Below are 15,965 nucleotides of genomic sequence, written 5' to 3'. Positions count from 1 at the left end.
GAGGACGGCGCTGACGCCGGCCGCGGCGTGCGTCAGGGGTCGAGGACGGCGCTGACCCAGGCCGCGACGTCGGCCGGGGCCACCGTGCCGCCGGCCGCCTCGTACAGCCGGCGGACCAGCCGTGGGCGGCGCACCGGGGCGCCGCGGCGGCTGGCCACGCACAGCCCGACCCAGCCGTCGGGGGCGCCGCCGTCGATCGCGGTGCGGAAGCCGTGCGCGGCCCGGTCGGCCCGCCCGCCGACGTGGGCGACGACGGCGTCGATCAGCCGCGGGTCGCCGTCGGCGGCCTCCCCGCCGACCACGATGGACCGGATGAGCGTGGCCACCGCCGGCTCGGCCGCCCCGCCCGAGGCCTCGTCCGGGGCCGGGCCGGGGGCAGCGCTCCAGGCCGCCGGCAACCACGGCGGGCGGGGCGCCCCGGCCAGCCGCTCCAGCTCCGCCGCGGAGGACGCGCCGTAGGTCAGGTCCCAGCGCACCCAGTACGCGTACGCCACGTCCGCGGCCGCCCGGTCGATGTCGGCCGGGACCGGCTCGGCCGCCCAGGCCCGCAGCGCCTCGTCCAGCGGCCGGACGAAGTCCCGCCCGAGCGGGGTCAGCTCCTCAGAGTCCAGCAGGGTCCGCACGGCGCGCAGGGTCAGCCGGCGCCACAGCGCGAACTCGAAATCGGCCGACCGGTCCGGCGCCGAACCGCGCCGGCGCCGCCAGAAATCGCACACCCCGAAATGCGCGTAGGCGCCGTGCAGCAATGCCGAGATCGGGCGCGGATCCGAGCGCCACGGCGCGAAGTACAAACGCCGGCCCTCGGCATGCAGGTCGTACTGGTCGAGGATGGCGACCAATTTCATGTGCATGAATTCATGAACGAGCGATAAGGCGAGCGCCTCGGCCGACATATCCAGAGAAACGGCCAGCGACCCGAATGCGCGGAAGGCGGTGGCGCCCTGACTCTCGACGTCCTCGGAATGCGCCAGCGGGACCAGTGAGGCCAATGCGGTGCGCATGCCCTCGGCGTGTTCGGGAAAATCGGCCGAGATGATCGACCAGGCGGCCCGGCAGGTGTCGCGGAAACGCGCCGCGGTGGCGTCGTCGAGGCGGTTGCGGGGCGGCCAGGGGTAGCAGTCGCGCTGGGTGTCGAGGTCCTCGACGGCGATGGCGTACCGGCCGTCGAGGTCGAACCGGCGCACCGGTTCCCAGTGCGTGGCGGCGGCGGTGAACGGCCGCGGCACGTCGGCCCGGCCGGCCGGCCCGGTGAGCGTGATCCGGTCCGGCGCGCCGTCGATCCGCACCCGGCCTGGGCCGAGGCCGGTGCCCGCACCCAGCGTGGGCAGGACGACCGTGCCGTCGCTGCTGTGCACGTCGATGGCGAAGGTCATCCGGGCCCGGGCCGCGGCCGCGGCGGCGATGGTCGCGAGGTAGTCGGCCGCCTCGCCGCGATCGCCCTCGGCGCGCAGCCAGCGGGCGGCCCACTGGTCGAGGTACGGATGCCCGAGGACGCTCAGCGCGGCGTCGCGGTCGGCCGACTCCGCCTCGGCCAGCAGCCCGATCGCGCGCTGAATGGTGCGCGCGGGGGCGTCCTCGGCGTCACGTGTCTCGTGCCGGATGCCGGCGACGAGATATTTTCGTTTCAAAACCTGGCTCAGGGCGAGTTTTTGCACCGCCGTGCTGCCGCCGTCGATTGAAGTCAAGCTCGTGAATTCGGCACGCGTCAGCGCGAGCCGTCCGAGCTTGGGCGTGTTGGCACTCCGCACGGAGGCTGAGCATATTGGTGCGCGGGGTGAGTTCCAACGCGGCAGGTCGAAGCAGGTTGCGGTGTGTTCCGCCGTTCATCCAAACGTAGTATTCGGTGACCGCGCACAGTGATTCGAGAGCCACCCAGCGACATCATTCGGATGCGAACGCCATCGCCCGCCTTGATCAATTCGAGCGCTTGTTCCCGGCGCCGGGGGTTGACCTGGAGCGCGCTCCAGGTGGAATCGTGGCCGGCATGGATACGCGATTCCTGGGACGCAGCGGCATCGAGGTCAGCGCGCTGGGCATGGGCTGCTGGGCGATCGGCGGGCCGTTCTGGGCGGGCGAACAGCCGCTCGGCTGGGGCGAGGTCGACGACGACGAGTCGATTCGTGCGGTACACCGGGCGCTCGATCTTGGCGTTTCGTTCTTCGACACCGCCAACGTCTATGGCGCCGGGCACAGCGAGCGGGTCCTCGCCCGCGCCCTGGCCGGCCGGCGCGACGAGGTTGTGCTGGCCACCAAGTTCGGCGGCACGTTCGACGAGCAGACCCGCCAGGTCGGCCCCGACGACGGCTCGCCGGAGAACCTCCAGCGCTCGGTCCGCGACTCGCTGCGCCGGCTCGGCACCGATCGCATCGACCTGCTCCAGCTGCACATCAACGCGCTGCCGATTCCGCAGGCCCTGGACCTGATTCCGGCCCTGGAGGACCTGGTGGATCGGGGCCTGATCCGCGCGTACGGCTGGAGCACCGACTTCCCGGAACGCGCGGACGCCTTCGCGGCGGCGGGGCAGCGCTGCGCCACGATCCAGGCCGACCTGTCGGTGCTGCGCGGCTCCTTCGCGGTGCTCCCCGCCGCGGCGAAGCACGACCTCGGCGTCATCATCCGCGGCCCGCTGGCGATGGGGCTGCTGGGCGGGCGGTACACGACGACCTCGACGCTCCCGCGCGACGACGTGCGGGGGTTGAGCCCGGATTGGATGACGTACTTCACCGACGGCCACCCGACGCCCGAGTTCCTGGCGCGCATCGACGGCATCCGCGACGTGCTCACCTCCGGCGGCCGGACGCTGGCCCAGGGGGCGCTGGCGTGGCTGTGGGCGTACGACGAGCGGGCGGTGCCGATTCCGGGGTGCCGTACGGTCGCGCAGGTCGAGGAGAACGCGGGCGCGCTGGCCCACGGTCCCCTGACCCCCGCGGAACTCGCCGACGTCGAGCGGCTGATGGGCCGCTAGCGCGCCGGTGCGGCCTCGTGCTCGGCGACCCGCGGCGTGGTGACCGGGCGGCGGCGGGTGGGCAGGCCGAGCGTCGGGTTGGCCACGCTCCACGCCGCGCCCTTGCAGACCAGTTCCTTGTACAGCGCCGCCGCCCGCCCCGTCAGTGCGGCTGAAACGGCGCGGTCGTCGGCGGTGACGTACTGGATCAGGCCCTCCTTGCGCCCCAGCGAGATGCACTGGTTGAAGTAGCGCAACGGGGCGTGCGGGAGCTTGCCGCCGGTCAGGCGGGCGGCGATCGCGTCCGCCGCCTGCCAGGCCTCCGGGGTGCCGGAGGCGCACGACATGCGCAGGGGCTTGTCGGCGGGGCCCATGGCGTAGGCGGCGTCGCCGATGGCGTACACGTCCGGGTGGGAGACGGAGCGCATGGTGCCGTCGACGACGATCTGGCCGGTGTCGGTGACCTGCAGGGTGGTGGCGGCGGCGATCGGGTGCACCGCGAAGCCGCCCGTCCACACGGTGACCGTCGCGGGGATCGTGCGGCCGTCCGACGTTGCCACGTGGTCGGACTCCACGGCGGTGACGGTGGTGTGGTCGTGGACGGTGATGTGCAGGCCGTCGAAGACCTTGTGGACGTGGGCGCGGCCCTTCGGGGAGAGCCAGTCGCCCAGGGCGCCGGTGGTGATCAGGGCGATGTCCAGGTCGGGGCGGGACTCGGCGAATTCCGTGGCCGCTTCGATGCCGGTCAGGCCACCGCCGACCACCGTCACGGGAGTGCCGTGCGGGAGGGTGGCGAGGCGCTCGCGGAGGCGGAGGGCGCCCGGGCGACTGGCGATTTCAAAAGCATGCTCGTCGGTACCGGATGCGCCTTGGGCATTCCACCCGCTCCCCAAGGCGTAGACGAGGGTGTCGTAGGCGAGGTCCTCGGCGCCGGTCAGGGAGACCGTCCTGTGGTCGGTGTCGATAGCCGTCACCCGTGCGATGCGCAGCTCGACTCCGGTGCCCGCGAACATGGCGCTCAGGGGGCGGGGCTTGAGCTGCTGGCCGGTGGCGAGCTGGTGCATGCGGACGCGCTCGACGAAGTCCGGCTCGGCGTTGACCAGGGTGATGGCGACGTCCTCGCGGCGCAGGCGCTTGGCGAGGCGGCCGGCGGCGATGGCTCCGGAGTAGCCGGCGCCCAGTACGACGATGCGGTGCATGGTGTGCTCCTGTCCTGTGCGGCTTGTGCCCTTTGAGCCGGGCGGGGCCGCGATTCATGACAGGAGCGGGCTGTGAAGCGGCTCACAGCGCGGTGAAGAGGGGTTCCCCGTGATCGGTGGCGTTCCAGAGGGCCGTGGCGCGTTCGAGCTTGTCGGGGTTCACCTGGTTGAGGACGGCGGCGATTCCGGCCTCGGTGACCTCCAGGCACATCACGCCGACGACGCGGTCGCCGATCACCGCGATCGCGGCCGGCCCGCCGTTGGCCGTCCACGGGTAGATCTCCGGGCGGCCGCCGATGACCTTCTCCTTGGCCGTACCGGGCCGGAACAGCCCCCAGATGAACCGGGCGACCGCGGTGGCGCCCGCGAACGCCTTGGCCCGCGCCGGCACCTTGCCCCCGCCGTCCCCGATCGACACGGCGTCCGCGGTGAGCAGGCGCACCAGCGGCTCGGTCTGCCCGCTCGTCGCCGCGGCCAGGAACTCCTCGACGATCCGCCGCGCCGCCGCCGCGTCGACCGCGACGCGCTGCCGGCCGCCGGCGACGTGCTGCTTGGCGCGGTGCAGAATCTGCTGGCTGGCCGCCTCGGTCAGCTCCAGGATCTCCGCGATCTCGCGGTGCGGATAGTCGAACGCCTCGCGCAGCACGTACACGGCCCGCTCGTTGGGCGACAGGCGCTCCAGCAGCACCAGCACCGCGTACGACAGCGACTCCCGCTGCTCCACCGTATCGGCCGGCCCGAGCATAGGATCACCGGCGAGGAGCGGCTCGGGAAGCCACTGCCCGACGTACGTCTCCCGCCGCGCCCGCGCCGACGTGAGCTGGTTCAGGCAAAGGTTCGTGAGCACCTTGGTGAGCCACGCCTCGGGCACCTCGATCCGCCCGACATCCGCCGCCTGCCAGCGCAGATAGGTCTCCTGCACGGCGTCCTCGGCCTCGGCCGCCGACCCGAGCAGGCGATACGCGATAGCCTCCAGGCGCCGCCGGGAGGCCTCGAACCGATCGACGTGCTCGGCGGCCAGGGACATGGCCCCGATGCTAGCCCCGAACTACCCACCGACCGAGCCACGTCACCTTCCCCACTTTCCCGCTGCACGAGCACGCAAGCGCCACCCTTCACCACTTTCCGCTGGGGGAGGACTTGGGTGCGCAGGGGGCCTGGGTGGGCGGCAGCCCCCCAGGGGGGAGCGCCCGAAGGGCGCGCGAGGAATCCACCCATCGCATACGCGAAAAGGCGCCCCCGCCTTGAGCAGGGAGCGCCTTCCGATGGGTGGAGCCGAGGGGACTCGAACCCCTGACCCCCACACTGCCAGTGAAGAACCCATTCTGCCATACGCTGACGCCCAATGTCGACTCATGCTTTTTCCAGGAAGAACGCCTTTGGTCGAATGCCGGCTGATGTTGGTTCCTGATGCCCAGTTCTGCAGGTTCGATCTTGCACGGTGAGCGATTCTGTGAGTAAGTCGAGTGTGGGGCGGTCGACGAAGCCGTCCGCGTGGATCTTCGGCCGGCCGGGACGGGACGTTCGCCAACGACACGAGCCCGGCAAGAGCCAGGAGCAACTCGCCGGTTCCTCCGGCGCCCACTGGACCTACATGGGAGACAGGTTGAGAGTGGCCGGCGGAACATCAGCCTGCACAACATCGTGAAGCTGTCCGCTTGCCTGGAGATCGATCCGGGCAACCCGATGCGGGGTTTACCGCAACTTGACCGGACGATGGCCAGCTCTCCTTAATTGCGCGCCGCGCCAGGGCCGTAAGACAGTCACGAAGTCGAAGTGTCTGCGTTCCCATCGTGCGCCAAGATGTCCCTTATAATCTGAAAGATTGGCGCGAATGCTGACATGTCCAAATGCCCGAAGGCGTCTGTCCTGGCGTGAACCAGATCCGCGAACCGGCCTTTGGACAAGCCGACATGGCAGCCGTTGTCATCAACGATTAGCTCTGCCTCGTCGTCATATGGCTTCTTGGTCAACTCCGCCGATTCAGCAGGCGGGATTGGCGCGTAGCGGAGGACAGCGTCGGCAACAATCTCTTTCCTCAACTCGTTGTTAAAGTAGAGCCGTTTGCCGTCGCTTGTCCTAGTCGCTATGTCCGTGTCGGTGTAGAGCATCTCAACTGAGATATTCTTGTAGTCCACTCGGTGTGCAGGCATGGGGAGGACAATTGAATAGACATTATTGCCCCATGCCTGGAAGGCATCCAGGTCGCCGCGCGCCTTCAGCTTGGCCAGTACCTGCGGGTTGTCGCGATCGAATATTGCGATCACCTTGTTTGTGTTGGGTGGCCCAAATTTCGATAGACGCTCGCATACCTGAAAGAGCGCAGAATCCCCCAACGAATCACTGGTAGTTGGGTATCCGAGCGACATATCCACACCCAATGCCCGGCGTGCGGCTTCAATGTGCCGCCAATCCGTCCTGCCCTCTGTAATGATGTGTGGTCGCTGCGAAAGCCTGATGCGATCCCGGATATTAGCCAGTACGCGATCAACATGTAGGTCTTGATAAAGCGCGCCCAGTTGCGCCCACACACCATCTTGGGAGATTTTGCGGCTGGCGTCAAAGAACAGGCCGTACTTCCAACCAACCTTCATGACGCATATGACGGTATCGGTCGGTTCTAGCGTGATTCCTTCAGGACGGTAGCTCACGATATCGCCAATGTCGTGGACGTAAAGGGGATCACCCTTTGTCACAGCGCGGCTGACGCGCGCCTGGGCGATGACTGGATAGTCGGTGTAGACATCGGCCTCACCATCCGGTCGCTGGACGATGAAGAACTTTGTGACGGAGTCGCCGCTCAAGCCGGCAAGCTGTAAGAAATCGTCACTGATCTGGTTGACGAACATGTAGAAATATGGACTGTCAGCCGTGACTTGAAATTGGTGTGCCACCCGCACCGATTCGCCATCTTTGGCGCTCTCGGTCGCAAAGCCCGCGATGAGGTCCGTCTTTATCGTTTTCTTCACCGTGCGAGGCGGTACTTCGTGTTGCTCATCAAGCAATCCATCAGCGGCTGGTGTCACGATGGCCCTTCCAGAGATACACGCTATCTGCGGACTCAGCTTACGAGGAGTTGCGAGATGTAACCACCCTGCCATCCAACTGCCGATGGGGCGGGAACGACACGCCAAGAGCAGGTGGTAAGCGAAAACCTGCCCGCACAACGTTTAGGGCTGGCCAAAGGTGGGGATCGATTCGGCCGACTTGGTAAGCCGCCTGCAACCAAGGGCCGGAACATCCGGCTCCTTAAGCTTGATCTTCAACCTGCAGGTGAGACCGGCCGCGCGGCACACAGGGTCGGGTGGCGCTTTCCGGCCTAGCCGGCATGAGCGGGGTCTTCGCGGCGGTGGTCGGTGGCGGCCGAAATCCACCGCTCGTGCATGTCGTCGGTGCGAAACGCGAATCCCAGTGCTGCGGCCAAGGGCTCGTCGAACATCTGCTGGTGGTGGTGCGACTGTCGGCGCAGGTAGGTGATCGCGACCGTCGTGAGTTGGATCGTGGCCGACAACAACGGCTGGGGGCGTGCAGTCGCGGCCCCGAAGTCGGGTTCGAAGCCGCCATCGACCTGCCGGAGGTGGTTGCGCAGCAGGTCGTGCCACGTGCCGTGTACCGCACCGGATCCGGTGCGGAACGACGGGTACGCGGTGGGGCCGAACGCCATCTCGATCCGGTCCAGCGCGGACGGCCAGTTGATCTGCCGTCGTCCGGGGATCTGGTCGACCTCAATACCGGCGGCTCGGGCGGTGTCGTTGATGGATGCGCGGATCCGGGCCTCGATCGGTAGTTCGGCGGCACTGTTGGCGGCCTGCTGACGCTCGACGACTTTGAGGAACTCGCGTTCGGCGATGAGGCTGTCCTGGATGAAAGCGAGGTGCCGCGCGCCGCATTCGTCGTCGCCGCAGAGGTAGGACAGGTTGGCCAGCGTTTCGAGAAGCTGCCGCGTCAAGGCGATCTGCTGACGTCCCATAAGCATGCACGCGTCCGCGACCAGGTCGGTGCACAGCTTGCAGGCCCGGACGAGCAAGCCGCATCGGATCGCGGCATGTAGATCGTACGGCTGGTCGGGCACGATGCCGGCCAGGGCACTGGTCACGCCCAAGGCGCCTTTGAGGAGTTCGACGGCGGCGTGCATGAACGGGTTCTCGTCGGCCGCCTCGCGCAGCGCGCGCCAATCGGGCTCGACTACGTGAACATCGTCCACCGCAACGTACTGCGACCGCCAGATCATGAGACCGAGGTTAACGCCGCATTCCATGGAGCCGACAGCGGTTTTCCTCGCGGCGACGTCATAGCGCGCGTCTCCGCGGCGTGCTTTCCTGTGCCGGCGGGCCGCGGCGTCGTGGCCGGAAGGACTCACACGGTCGTCGGTGGCGCGGTGCCGTTGACCGACGTCACGTTGTAGGCGACGCCCTGTCCGCCGGTGTCGTAGTTCTCCGTCTGGATGTGCCGGGGACCGCCGCCGGGGTGCCACCGAAGGGCGCCTCGATCGGGCCGTCGCCGTCCTGCCAGCTGTTGCCGCTGAGCGTCGCTGTGGAGCCGCCGGAGTTGTTGAGGTACGCAAAGCCGACATGCTCCTGGGTGATGGCACTCACCTGCGGGCCGCACCGGCAGATGTCGCCGCCGAATAGCTTGTTGATGATCCACCCGATCCAACGTCCGTGGCACTGCGGGGAGCGTGTCGCACGCCGGACCGGCCCAAGACCGTTGTGTCCAACGCGTACAGTGTCGCCGTGGCCATCGGGATCGCGTCCTTCGACCTCACCGAGGTCGCGCGACGGCGCGACGCATTCACCGATCTGGTGCTACGGCACGCCGACACGATGCCTTCGCAGGTCGAGCTGCACATCACGCCGGACGGCATCATCGTGCCCGGTGTCGCGCACATCGACCTGCCCGCCGGCTGCGGCAAGACGACGACAGCGCTGACCTTGGTTTCACACCTGGCCCACACCAACCGGCAGGTGCTGATCGCAGCACCCACGGTGGCCGAGACGATGCAGGTCGCGCAGCGGCTCCAGGTCCTGCTGACGACATCGATGCTGTCGAACGGGATCGATGTCACCGAAGGTGATCACGCCCGTCAGGTGCTGGTAATTCCCCGCACGACGACACAGGCGAGTCCGACCAGCGGATACACAGCGCTGCGGCGGGTCGCGCCGGAACTGTTCGCCGTGGCGAACCGGCGACCCCAGGTGCCACGGATGAATCTCTCTGACCGGTCACTGCTCCGGCCGATCCGCCGGCTGCTCGCGCGCCTGGACACTCGCACCCGATCGTTGGCGGAGCTGCTCACCGCTGCGATCCGGCGGCTGCGTCGCCACGCGCACACGCAACTGGACCGCGCAGCCTCAATGTATGGACACATCCCCGGCGTAGACCCGCTCGGGGTCCCCGTGCCGCCAGGACCGCAGCTGACCCGCGGACCGACCGAGTCGTGGACGAACACTGTCTTGTCCGTCCCCCGGGAGTTGGCCTACACCTGACACATAAGGCCCTCCCTGTTCTTTGCCCTGGGAACGGCCCCCGATGTCATGGTTGTTCGAGCAAGCCAGATCGCTGCCGTGGCCGGCGTATCTCGCGCTCGCCGTACTCGCCTTAAGCCTGATCACGGTACTCGCGGTCACCGCGGTCGTTACCAACAACCCCCATCGCCGCGACGCTGCCTTGGACGTGCTATGCGTCCTGCTACGACGTCCATACCGGCCCCGACGTCACGATCTCGCCGCGCCCAAGAGGCCACGGACCGGTGTCGAGCCCCACCCTCGTACCGGCGTACCAAGGCGCCGGCAACGCCAGGGCCGGACGGGCGGATCCGGTAGCTAATCACCAGGCACTCGCCCTGTTCAGACCATGTATCAAACCTTCGAGTCAAAGAACACCTTGGCTTGGCTCGGCCGTCGGTCAGCTCGTGCGATCAGCTGGGCGTTGAAGGAGTCGCTCATGGTTGGTAGACAAAGTCGAGCGAGCGGCGCTGTCGCTGACGTTCCATATGAGGGCGAGGCGCCTGACGAGACCTAGAAGATCGGAGGGTCGTGCAGCTCGACCCGCCGACCTGGTGTAGGGCCCGTCCGTCTCCAGCAGGACCCGTTCGGGTGGGACGAACGCTAGCAAAGGGGCGGCGCGGCGGGAGACCATCATGGCGGGGTTGATCGAGAAGTAGAGGCCGCCCGCCAATGCCTTCTCCGCGATGCTGATTGATCCGGTGTACCAGTGCAGGATGGCGGGGACTTGGGCGTCAATCAGTCGGGTGACACAGTCGTTTTCGGCTCCTCGGCTGTGCACGGTCGTCGGATGACTACGCAGGTGCGGCTGGGCGAGGAGTGCGTCGAAGACTCGGAGTTGGGCCCGTTTCGTGTCCGCCCCTGCCCGAGAGAAGTCCAGGCCGATCTCACCGACCCAGGTTGCTTGGGGCAGGAGTCGCAGAAACCGGGCCAGGGTTGCCTCGAACCCGTCTTGGATGCGCAGGGGGTGCCATCCAAGGGCGACTTCCAGCCCGCTGCGTCGTCCGAGTCGAGTTCGCAGTTGTCGGTAGCGTCCCGGATCCTCCGTCACGGCTACGACCGCGACGCCTGACGCTGTGGCCTCTTGCAAGACGTTGACCGGGTTGTCGTAGGTGTCGAGATGGCAGTGGGTGTCCCAAAGCACGGGCTGGTCGGAGGTCATTGCAGCGCTCCGATGATCTGTGCAAGGTCGCCTTCGGCTCCACTGGCCAGCCACGTTCTGAGTTCGGCTTGCCCGCGGCGCCAGACGTCGACGAAGGCGCGTCGCTCCCCGGCGGGCAGCGGGCCGTTGCGGAGGGCATCACGGTCTGGGCGTGGCGTGAACGCTCCGTTGACGACCGCGCGCAGGTCGCTTCCGCGCTGCTTCTGACTGTCGAGCAGTACTGCTTCAGTCAAGGCATCCCATGCGTACTCATCGTTGTCCCATCCGACGTGCGCCATCGCCGACCTGCGGATCAGACAAGGGAAGCAATAGCCACAGTTGCCCTGCCTCCGCTTCGACCATCGCGGGGCTTCCGGGTGTGCACATGAGACGCTCACAGGTGCCAGGCGCCCCAGCAGGGACGGGTTGCGCGATGAGGCGAGCATCTCTCCTTTGGTCGCGAGCCGATAGGGGTTCAGGATCGGGTTCCCCACTCCCACCGTTAAAGCCGCCGCGTGCAACAGATTCATGAAATGGGGATGAGTGGTGCGGGTACTCAAGCTCCCGAACCGGGCACGGGTTAGTGGCACGTTGATGCCGATGAAGCCGTTCTCTGGGATGTAAACGGGCACGTTGGGCCCGCATGACGCCGCGATGGCCAGAGCGGTCGACAGGAACAGCATGGATCGGGCTCGTGTCGTGTTCTCTCGGGTTCGCGGAAGCGGACGGGTTTGCCATTGGTTGGCTGGTGCCGGACGGAGGTACAAACGGCGCAGCGCGAGCCGGTGGGTGCCGTAGTGGGCGGTCAGTTGCGCGTAGAGGTCTTGCTGGGCGGTGGATGCTTGTCCGCCTTCGTGGTGGGATACGAGGCACAGGGTGCGGTTCGGGTCTTCCTCCAGCAGGTCGATGACCCCGCACAACGAGTCGAGCCCACCAGAGAACAGGCACACCGCGTCCACTCCGAGGCCGGTGGGCTGCGGGCCGGCGGGAACTCCGCGTACTCCGGTGAGAGGGTGGCCGGTTGAGGCGTATGCAGCAACGTCCCAGTGGTCACCGGTCAGGAAGTTGAGGACTTGGGGCCAGTCGGCCTTAGCCCACGCGGATACGTCGCCGACTGGTAGCTCAAGGGCCAGGTCGCGTGTCCACCGGTCCGGGCGCCGGCTGCGACGTGCAGTCTTGTCGACGCAGTACGCCGCCGCGCCCAGCATCAGGAGATCTGCGGCTGGTCGCGGCGGACGCCAGCCGGAGAAGAAGGCGGGGCCGTGGTCTCCGGTCTGTATGGTGGCGGCCACGTCGCCGGGTGCCCAATCCAGAAGGCGGACGTCTGCGGAAAGTTCATCGTGTAGAGAGGTGCTCAAGTCCGTGCGTACCCGGTAACGGATCATGACTCGTCTCCGTCCCAGCCTTCGAATGCTTCATAGGCCCGTCTCAGCGCGTCGTCGGCAATCTGACGGCCCTGTGGTCCTGACCAGTCGACGTTGAACGGGTCTGCGGGCATCGCGATAGCGACCATGTCCTCGATGATGGCGCGCATATCGGCGTCGGCTTGCTGCGCTGCCTGCGGGTCGAACAGTCGGCTGAGTCGCTCGGCGACGACCGGCATGCGGTTGTAGATATAGCGCGCAAGGAACGCCTCCAACAGTCGCGGTAGGTCCTCGGCAGAGATGGCAGTCGCGTGGAGATCGTCCCAGCTGTCGGCATCCCCGAAGACGTCATCGATGACGTCGCAGGCGGCGTCGCGCGCTGCCTGCGAATCCGCGTCACTGCCGTCGCCCGCGATGTAAGTGATCAATTCGTCGAGTACATCGAACCGATCTTGGCCCACGAGACGTTCCAGACCCGCGTTACGCAGCGCCGAGCCGAGGTCGCCAGTGCCGATGTCGGTGAGGAAGTCGCCGAGTCGTTGGATGCCTGCACGTCCGGCGCGGGCACTCGCGGTGGCGGCGCCGGCGCCGCCGAGCACGGGCACGTGCCGGCTGATGACCCGCCGGGCACGGGCTGAGTCGCCGCCAGTGGGTAGCGTCCGCAGGTACGCGGTGGTGGCCTGCTTGAGCGGTGTCCAGGCCCCGCCCGCTCCGGCCGATCGGTCCGCTGACGTGCCCATCAGGTGCTGGGACGGCGAGCGGCTCGAACGGCGCTGGCAAGCGCGGTGTTGTCGCCACCTGCCCACTTGTCCAAGAGCTCATCGATGCCGGCAACGCCCGCAAGGCGGCGAACGGCCGCCGTTCCAACCGAGCCGGGAACGGCCGAGGGCGGCAGCGGAAGCAACCCCTGCACAATCGTGGCGGCCGTGTCCGGGATCCGCTCGGCCAACTCGACCGCCCCCAGCGTGCCAGGGCCGCCCGGATTCCGACCAACGCGGTCCATCAGACCGTCCACGAGCTGAGCCAGCTCGTGCGGTGGCAGTTGTGCAACATCGCCGATCGCTGCCCTGCGCGTGGCCGGCAGCGCGTCCTGAACTCGCCGTAGCAGCGCTTGGAGGTGCTGCGGCATCCGGGACACCGCCACACCGAGCGAAAGCTTGTCGCGCGAGTACGTGAAGTAAGGACGCAGGTTGGTCGCCCCGAGTCGCGGCTCTAGCGCCAACCAATGCCGCACGTGCTCCTTGTCGGTCCACGCCTGAACGTCGGCTCGAAGCTTCGGGGGCGCTGACGCCTTCCGCACCCGAGATGGCCGCTCAGAGCCACTGTCGTTCGCCCTGGTGTTGTTAGTGCCCGCCTTCGCCGCGGCGACTGCTGACCCGGACGTGGCTGAGGTTGCGCTGCCGGTCTCCGCTGCGGCGATGTGGAGGACCGCGCCCTCCGCCTGCGCGAGTTCCGGGATGGTCCCCTCAGCGCCGAGTTGCCAGTCGAACAGTCGTTTGAAGTCGGGGAAATGCTGTTCCTCCAGGATTTGGAGCTTGGCGAGTACGTCGGGTCGCAGTACGACGCCGCGCAGCGCGGCGCTGCGGTGTCGCAACATCAGCGTGTTCAGGAATCGCTTGATCTGCCGCGGATTGCCGCGCAGCCCCGTGGCGAGGGAGGGCGCTATTTCGGCGGCCCAACCCAGATCGCGAGCCAGTTTGTCGGGAACTGCATTGAGCAGACCGCTGGCGATACCCAGATTAAACGCGACCGTCAGTTCTCCGCCAGCGCGCAACTTCTGCGTGGATTCGAGCACTGTCGCGAATTCCTCAGGCCCCAGCCACAGATCGGCCAGGAGGAGGTTTACGTACGTTTCGGCTTCCGGGACAGCTAACGCGGGGATCGCAACCTTGAGCTGAAGCATTTTCTCCAGATAGTCCGCGCCAATACCTATGCCATCATCACGGCGAAGCTCTGGGTACCGAGAGTCGATCGCCGCCTCAACCACAGCCTGGTTAGCGGCTACGACGTACGCGGTCTTACTGCTATTGAGGAACAGCCTGATCGCTTCGAACGTGTCAACTACTGCATCAGGAAGGCACCTGTCGAGGTCATCGATGAAGACTACGACCGCCCGAACGCCGGTAAGGTTCTCAACTAGCTCTTCGAACTGCCGATGAAACTCGGTGCTGTTCGTGATTTCGACGTCGGTGGGCGAGCCCACCGACGTCGTGCTCTTCGCCGAAGAACTTGCCAGGGCTCGTTGGCCCTCGCTCACGGCCGCACCAACAACGGCCTGAGCGATCGGCAAGACCTCCACGGGCACCAGGGTCGGATCGTAAGCAGCGGCGGCGGTCACAGCAGCCGGGACTCCAGCAAGGGTCGTTCTGCCGACCCACCGGCCACTTGCCCGCAATTTCTCCTTGAATCGGCTTAGCCGCCCGATCCGCTCGTGCTGCTCATCATCCGGCTCGGTGATTTCTTGTGCCAGCCGATCAAGCACAGCCGACATCAGCGCGACCTTAACGTCCTCGAAGTCTTGGTGACGCCACGGGCTGAACGGCACGCACACGTACCGCCGCCGCGACTCTTGGCCATCGCTCGCTTCTTCCTCGGCAGCCGCTGACAGCTTCTCCAACTGCAGACGAGCCATGATCATGAGGCTCGACTTACCCGAGCCCCAATCGCCGAGCACTCCTAGTGTCAAAGGCAGGAGACGAGGCTCCGTCAAGGCGACAACAAGGCTGTCGACGAGGAACTCGTAACCAAGAAGATCAACTTCCGTCTCATTGTCAGCCCACACCAGCAGCACCCTTCGAGCAAGCCCACAGATCATTGGCCGTCGCCGAAGCGTCACCGGCGTGGTCAGTCGAGCGGCTCAGGATACCCGCCACGCACCACCGCGTTGCACACCGCGCACAGTTCGCTGACTGTCTGTTGCCTGACTCCGGACGATGGCACTGGGTGGAACAGGTACCCCATCTCTGTCGCCTGCATGTGGATCAACGCGATACCGGCCTCGGCGACAAGCGTCTGCCGGGTGACCGTCTTTTGGCTTCGTCGGCGACTGTGGGACCCGTTTGTCGGTGAGCTCGGGTCCCACCGGCCGATGGCCGATTGTTGTGTTCGTCAGTTCGGGACCCACGCTGACGCCGGTTGGGCTCGGGTAGGCGAGCCAGCTGTCCTGTCTCACCCGGCCCGAGGCAGTCTCGGCAGAGACAGGCATCCGCACTGGCGTCTGACGAAGCTGAGGCAGTCGGGCGCCTGGCCAGCGAGAATCGGCTCGACCACGGCCCGCAGGTCGGTGAACTGCCTCATGATCAGCGCGACAAACCGGAAATTGAACCGTCTCACCTACCTGAGGCACCGCAGGTCACGGACTTGCCGGTGCCTCGTGATCGACGAGACCGGACACCAGCGTGTTTGCCCGTCGCCAGCGAAGTCTGTCCGCGTGCCGCCGAACTCCGTTGCGTCGGCCTGCGCCGACCTCGGCCGCCTACGCTCTTTGATCGACGGGAGATGCACCGGCTCGCGCACGGCGCGAATCGCGGCATTAGCGGCGGCTAGTTGATCTACTCGACGCCGCGTCTCCGACGTGACGTAAGTGCGCGGCGTCGGCGTGGGGGACGATGGTTCGCCTGTACGGCCGCCACCAGGGTGACGGCGCCGCCGGCGAGCGTGAGCAGGTCGCCGAGGACGGCGGTCACGGTGGTCCAGATCTGCATGGTGGTATGCCCTTCGTGCACGGGGAATCGGTATGGGATTCAGGTTCGCCCCGATGCCGCGCCTCCGGCGGTGTGCTGCCGTACTGTCCTTGGTCGTACGCCTCCGGCC

At 67.1% G+C, this 15,965-nt stretch carries 11 protein-coding genes; 2 read left to right on the top strand and 9 right to left on the bottom strand.

What is annotated here, in order from left to right; genetic code table 11:
* Positions 1-32 precede the first annotated feature (32 nt).
* Positions 33-1,748 carry an aKG-HExxH-type peptide beta-hydroxylase gene (locus tag ACQP00_RS47990; protein ID WP_433210480.1) on the bottom strand — a complete coding sequence of 572 codons (1,716 nt, stop codon included), beginning with the start codon at positions 1,746-1,748 and terminating at the stop codon, positions 33-35.
* Between the two features lie 236 nt (positions 1,749-1,984).
* On the opposite strand from ACQP00_RS47990, the gene ACQP00_RS47985 reads away from it, so the two are divergent.
* The gene (locus ACQP00_RS47985; RefSeq protein ID WP_433210478.1) at positions 1,985-2,965 is read left to right on the top strand and encodes an aldo/keto reductase; all 981 of its coding nucleotides are present in this window, start codon (positions 1,985-1,987) and stop codon (positions 2,963-2,965) included.
* On the opposite strand, the gene ACQP00_RS47980 is transcribed toward ACQP00_RS47985, so the two are convergent.
* From ACQP00_RS47980 to ACQP00_RS47965, 4 genes are all read right to left on the bottom strand, one after another.
* Positions 2,962-4,143, bottom strand: coding sequence for an NAD(P)/FAD-dependent oxidoreductase (locus ACQP00_RS47980; protein ID WP_433210476.1), 1,182 nt, complete (start codon positions 4,141-4,143; stop codon positions 2,962-2,964). The genes ACQP00_RS47985 and ACQP00_RS47980 overlap by 4 nt on opposite strands.
* A gap of 82 nt (positions 4,144-4,225) precedes the next feature.
* A complete protein-coding gene (locus ACQP00_RS47975) occupies positions 4,226-5,170 on the bottom strand; it encodes an RNA polymerase sigma-70 factor (protein ID WP_433210474.1) in 945 nt (314 codons plus the stop codon).
* Positions 5,171-5,906: 736 nt separating this feature from the next.
* Positions 5,907-7,169 (bottom strand): hypothetical protein, encoded by a 1,263-nt coding sequence (locus ACQP00_RS47970; RefSeq protein WP_433210472.1) that lies wholly within the window; start codon positions 7,167-7,169, stop codon positions 5,907-5,909.
* 293 nt (positions 7,170-7,462) lie between these two features.
* On the bottom strand, positions 7,463-8,374 hold the full coding sequence (locus ACQP00_RS47965) for a DUF5677 domain-containing protein (protein ID WP_433210470.1): 912 nt from the start codon (positions 8,372-8,374) through the stop codon (positions 7,463-7,465).
* Positions 8,375-8,876: 502 nt separating this feature from the next.
* Between ACQP00_RS47965 and ACQP00_RS47960 the strand changes: the two genes are divergently transcribed.
* Positions 8,877-9,629, top strand: a complete 753-nt coding sequence (locus tag ACQP00_RS47960) for a hypothetical protein (protein ID WP_350615923.1) — start codon at positions 8,877-8,879, stop codon at positions 9,627-9,629.
* Positions 9,630-10,047: 418 nt separating this feature from the next.
* Here the strand turns inward: ACQP00_RS47960 and ACQP00_RS47955 are convergent, their stop codons facing one another.
* From ACQP00_RS47955 to ACQP00_RS47940, 4 genes are all read right to left on the bottom strand, one after another.
* Positions 10,048-10,809: a TatD family hydrolase gene (locus ACQP00_RS47955; protein WP_433210468.1), complete on the bottom strand. Its 762-nt coding sequence runs from the start codon at positions 10,807-10,809 to the stop codon at positions 10,048-10,050.
* On the bottom strand, positions 10,806-12,173 hold the full coding sequence (qatC, locus tag ACQP00_RS47950; RefSeq protein ID WP_433210466.1) for a Qat anti-phage system QueC-like protein QatC: 1,368 nt from the start codon (positions 12,171-12,173) through the stop codon (positions 10,806-10,808). Before qatC ends, ACQP00_RS47955 begins: the two co-directional genes overlap by 4 nt.
* Positions 12,170-12,757, bottom strand: a complete 588-nt coding sequence (locus tag ACQP00_RS47945; protein WP_433210464.1) for a hypothetical protein — start codon at positions 12,755-12,757, stop codon at positions 12,170-12,172. Before ACQP00_RS47945 ends, qatC begins: the two co-directional genes overlap by 4 nt.
* A gap of 134 nt (positions 12,758-12,891) precedes the next feature.
* Positions 12,892-14,943 (bottom strand): P-loop NTPase fold protein, encoded by a 2,052-nt coding sequence (locus ACQP00_RS47940; RefSeq protein WP_433210463.1) that lies wholly within the window; start codon positions 14,941-14,943, stop codon positions 12,892-12,894.
* Positions 14,944-15,965 lie beyond the last annotated feature (1,022 nt).

Origin of the sequence: Dactylosporangium sp. CS-047395, from assembly GCF_050942185.1 — a bacterium.
Classification (GTDB): Bacteria; Actinomycetota; Actinomycetes; order Mycobacteriales; family Micromonosporaceae; genus Dactylosporangium.
The sequence above is the reverse complement of the archived record's forward strand: the minus strand, read 5'-3'. Positions and strand labels throughout refer to the sequence as shown.

What these genes read in the sequence shown, in the direction of transcription:
- ACQP00_RS47980 (WP_433210476.1), bottom strand. Translation starts at nt 4,143, where the DNA reads ATGCACCGCATCGTCGTACTGGGCGCCGGCTACTCCGGAGCCATCGCC.
- ACQP00_RS47975 (WP_433210474.1), bottom strand. Translation starts at nt 5,170, where the DNA reads ATGTCCCTGGCCGCCGAGCACGTCGATCGGTTCGAGGCCTCCCGGCGG.
- ACQP00_RS47965 (WP_433210470.1), bottom strand. Translation starts at nt 8,374, where the DNA reads ATGATCTGGCGGTCGCAGTACGTTGCGGTGGACGATGTTCACGTAGTC.
- qatC (WP_433210466.1), bottom strand. Translation starts at nt 12,173, where the DNA reads ATGATCCGTTACCGGGTACGCACGGACTTGAGCACCTCTCTACACGAT.
- ACQP00_RS47955 (WP_433210468.1), bottom strand. Translation starts at nt 10,809, where the DNA reads ATGACCTCCGACCAGCCCGTGCTTTGGGACACCCACTGCCATCTCGAC.
- ACQP00_RS47985 (WP_433210478.1), top strand. Translation starts at nt 1,985, where the DNA reads ATGGATACGCGATTCCTGGGACGCAGCGGCATCGAGGTCAGCGCGCTG.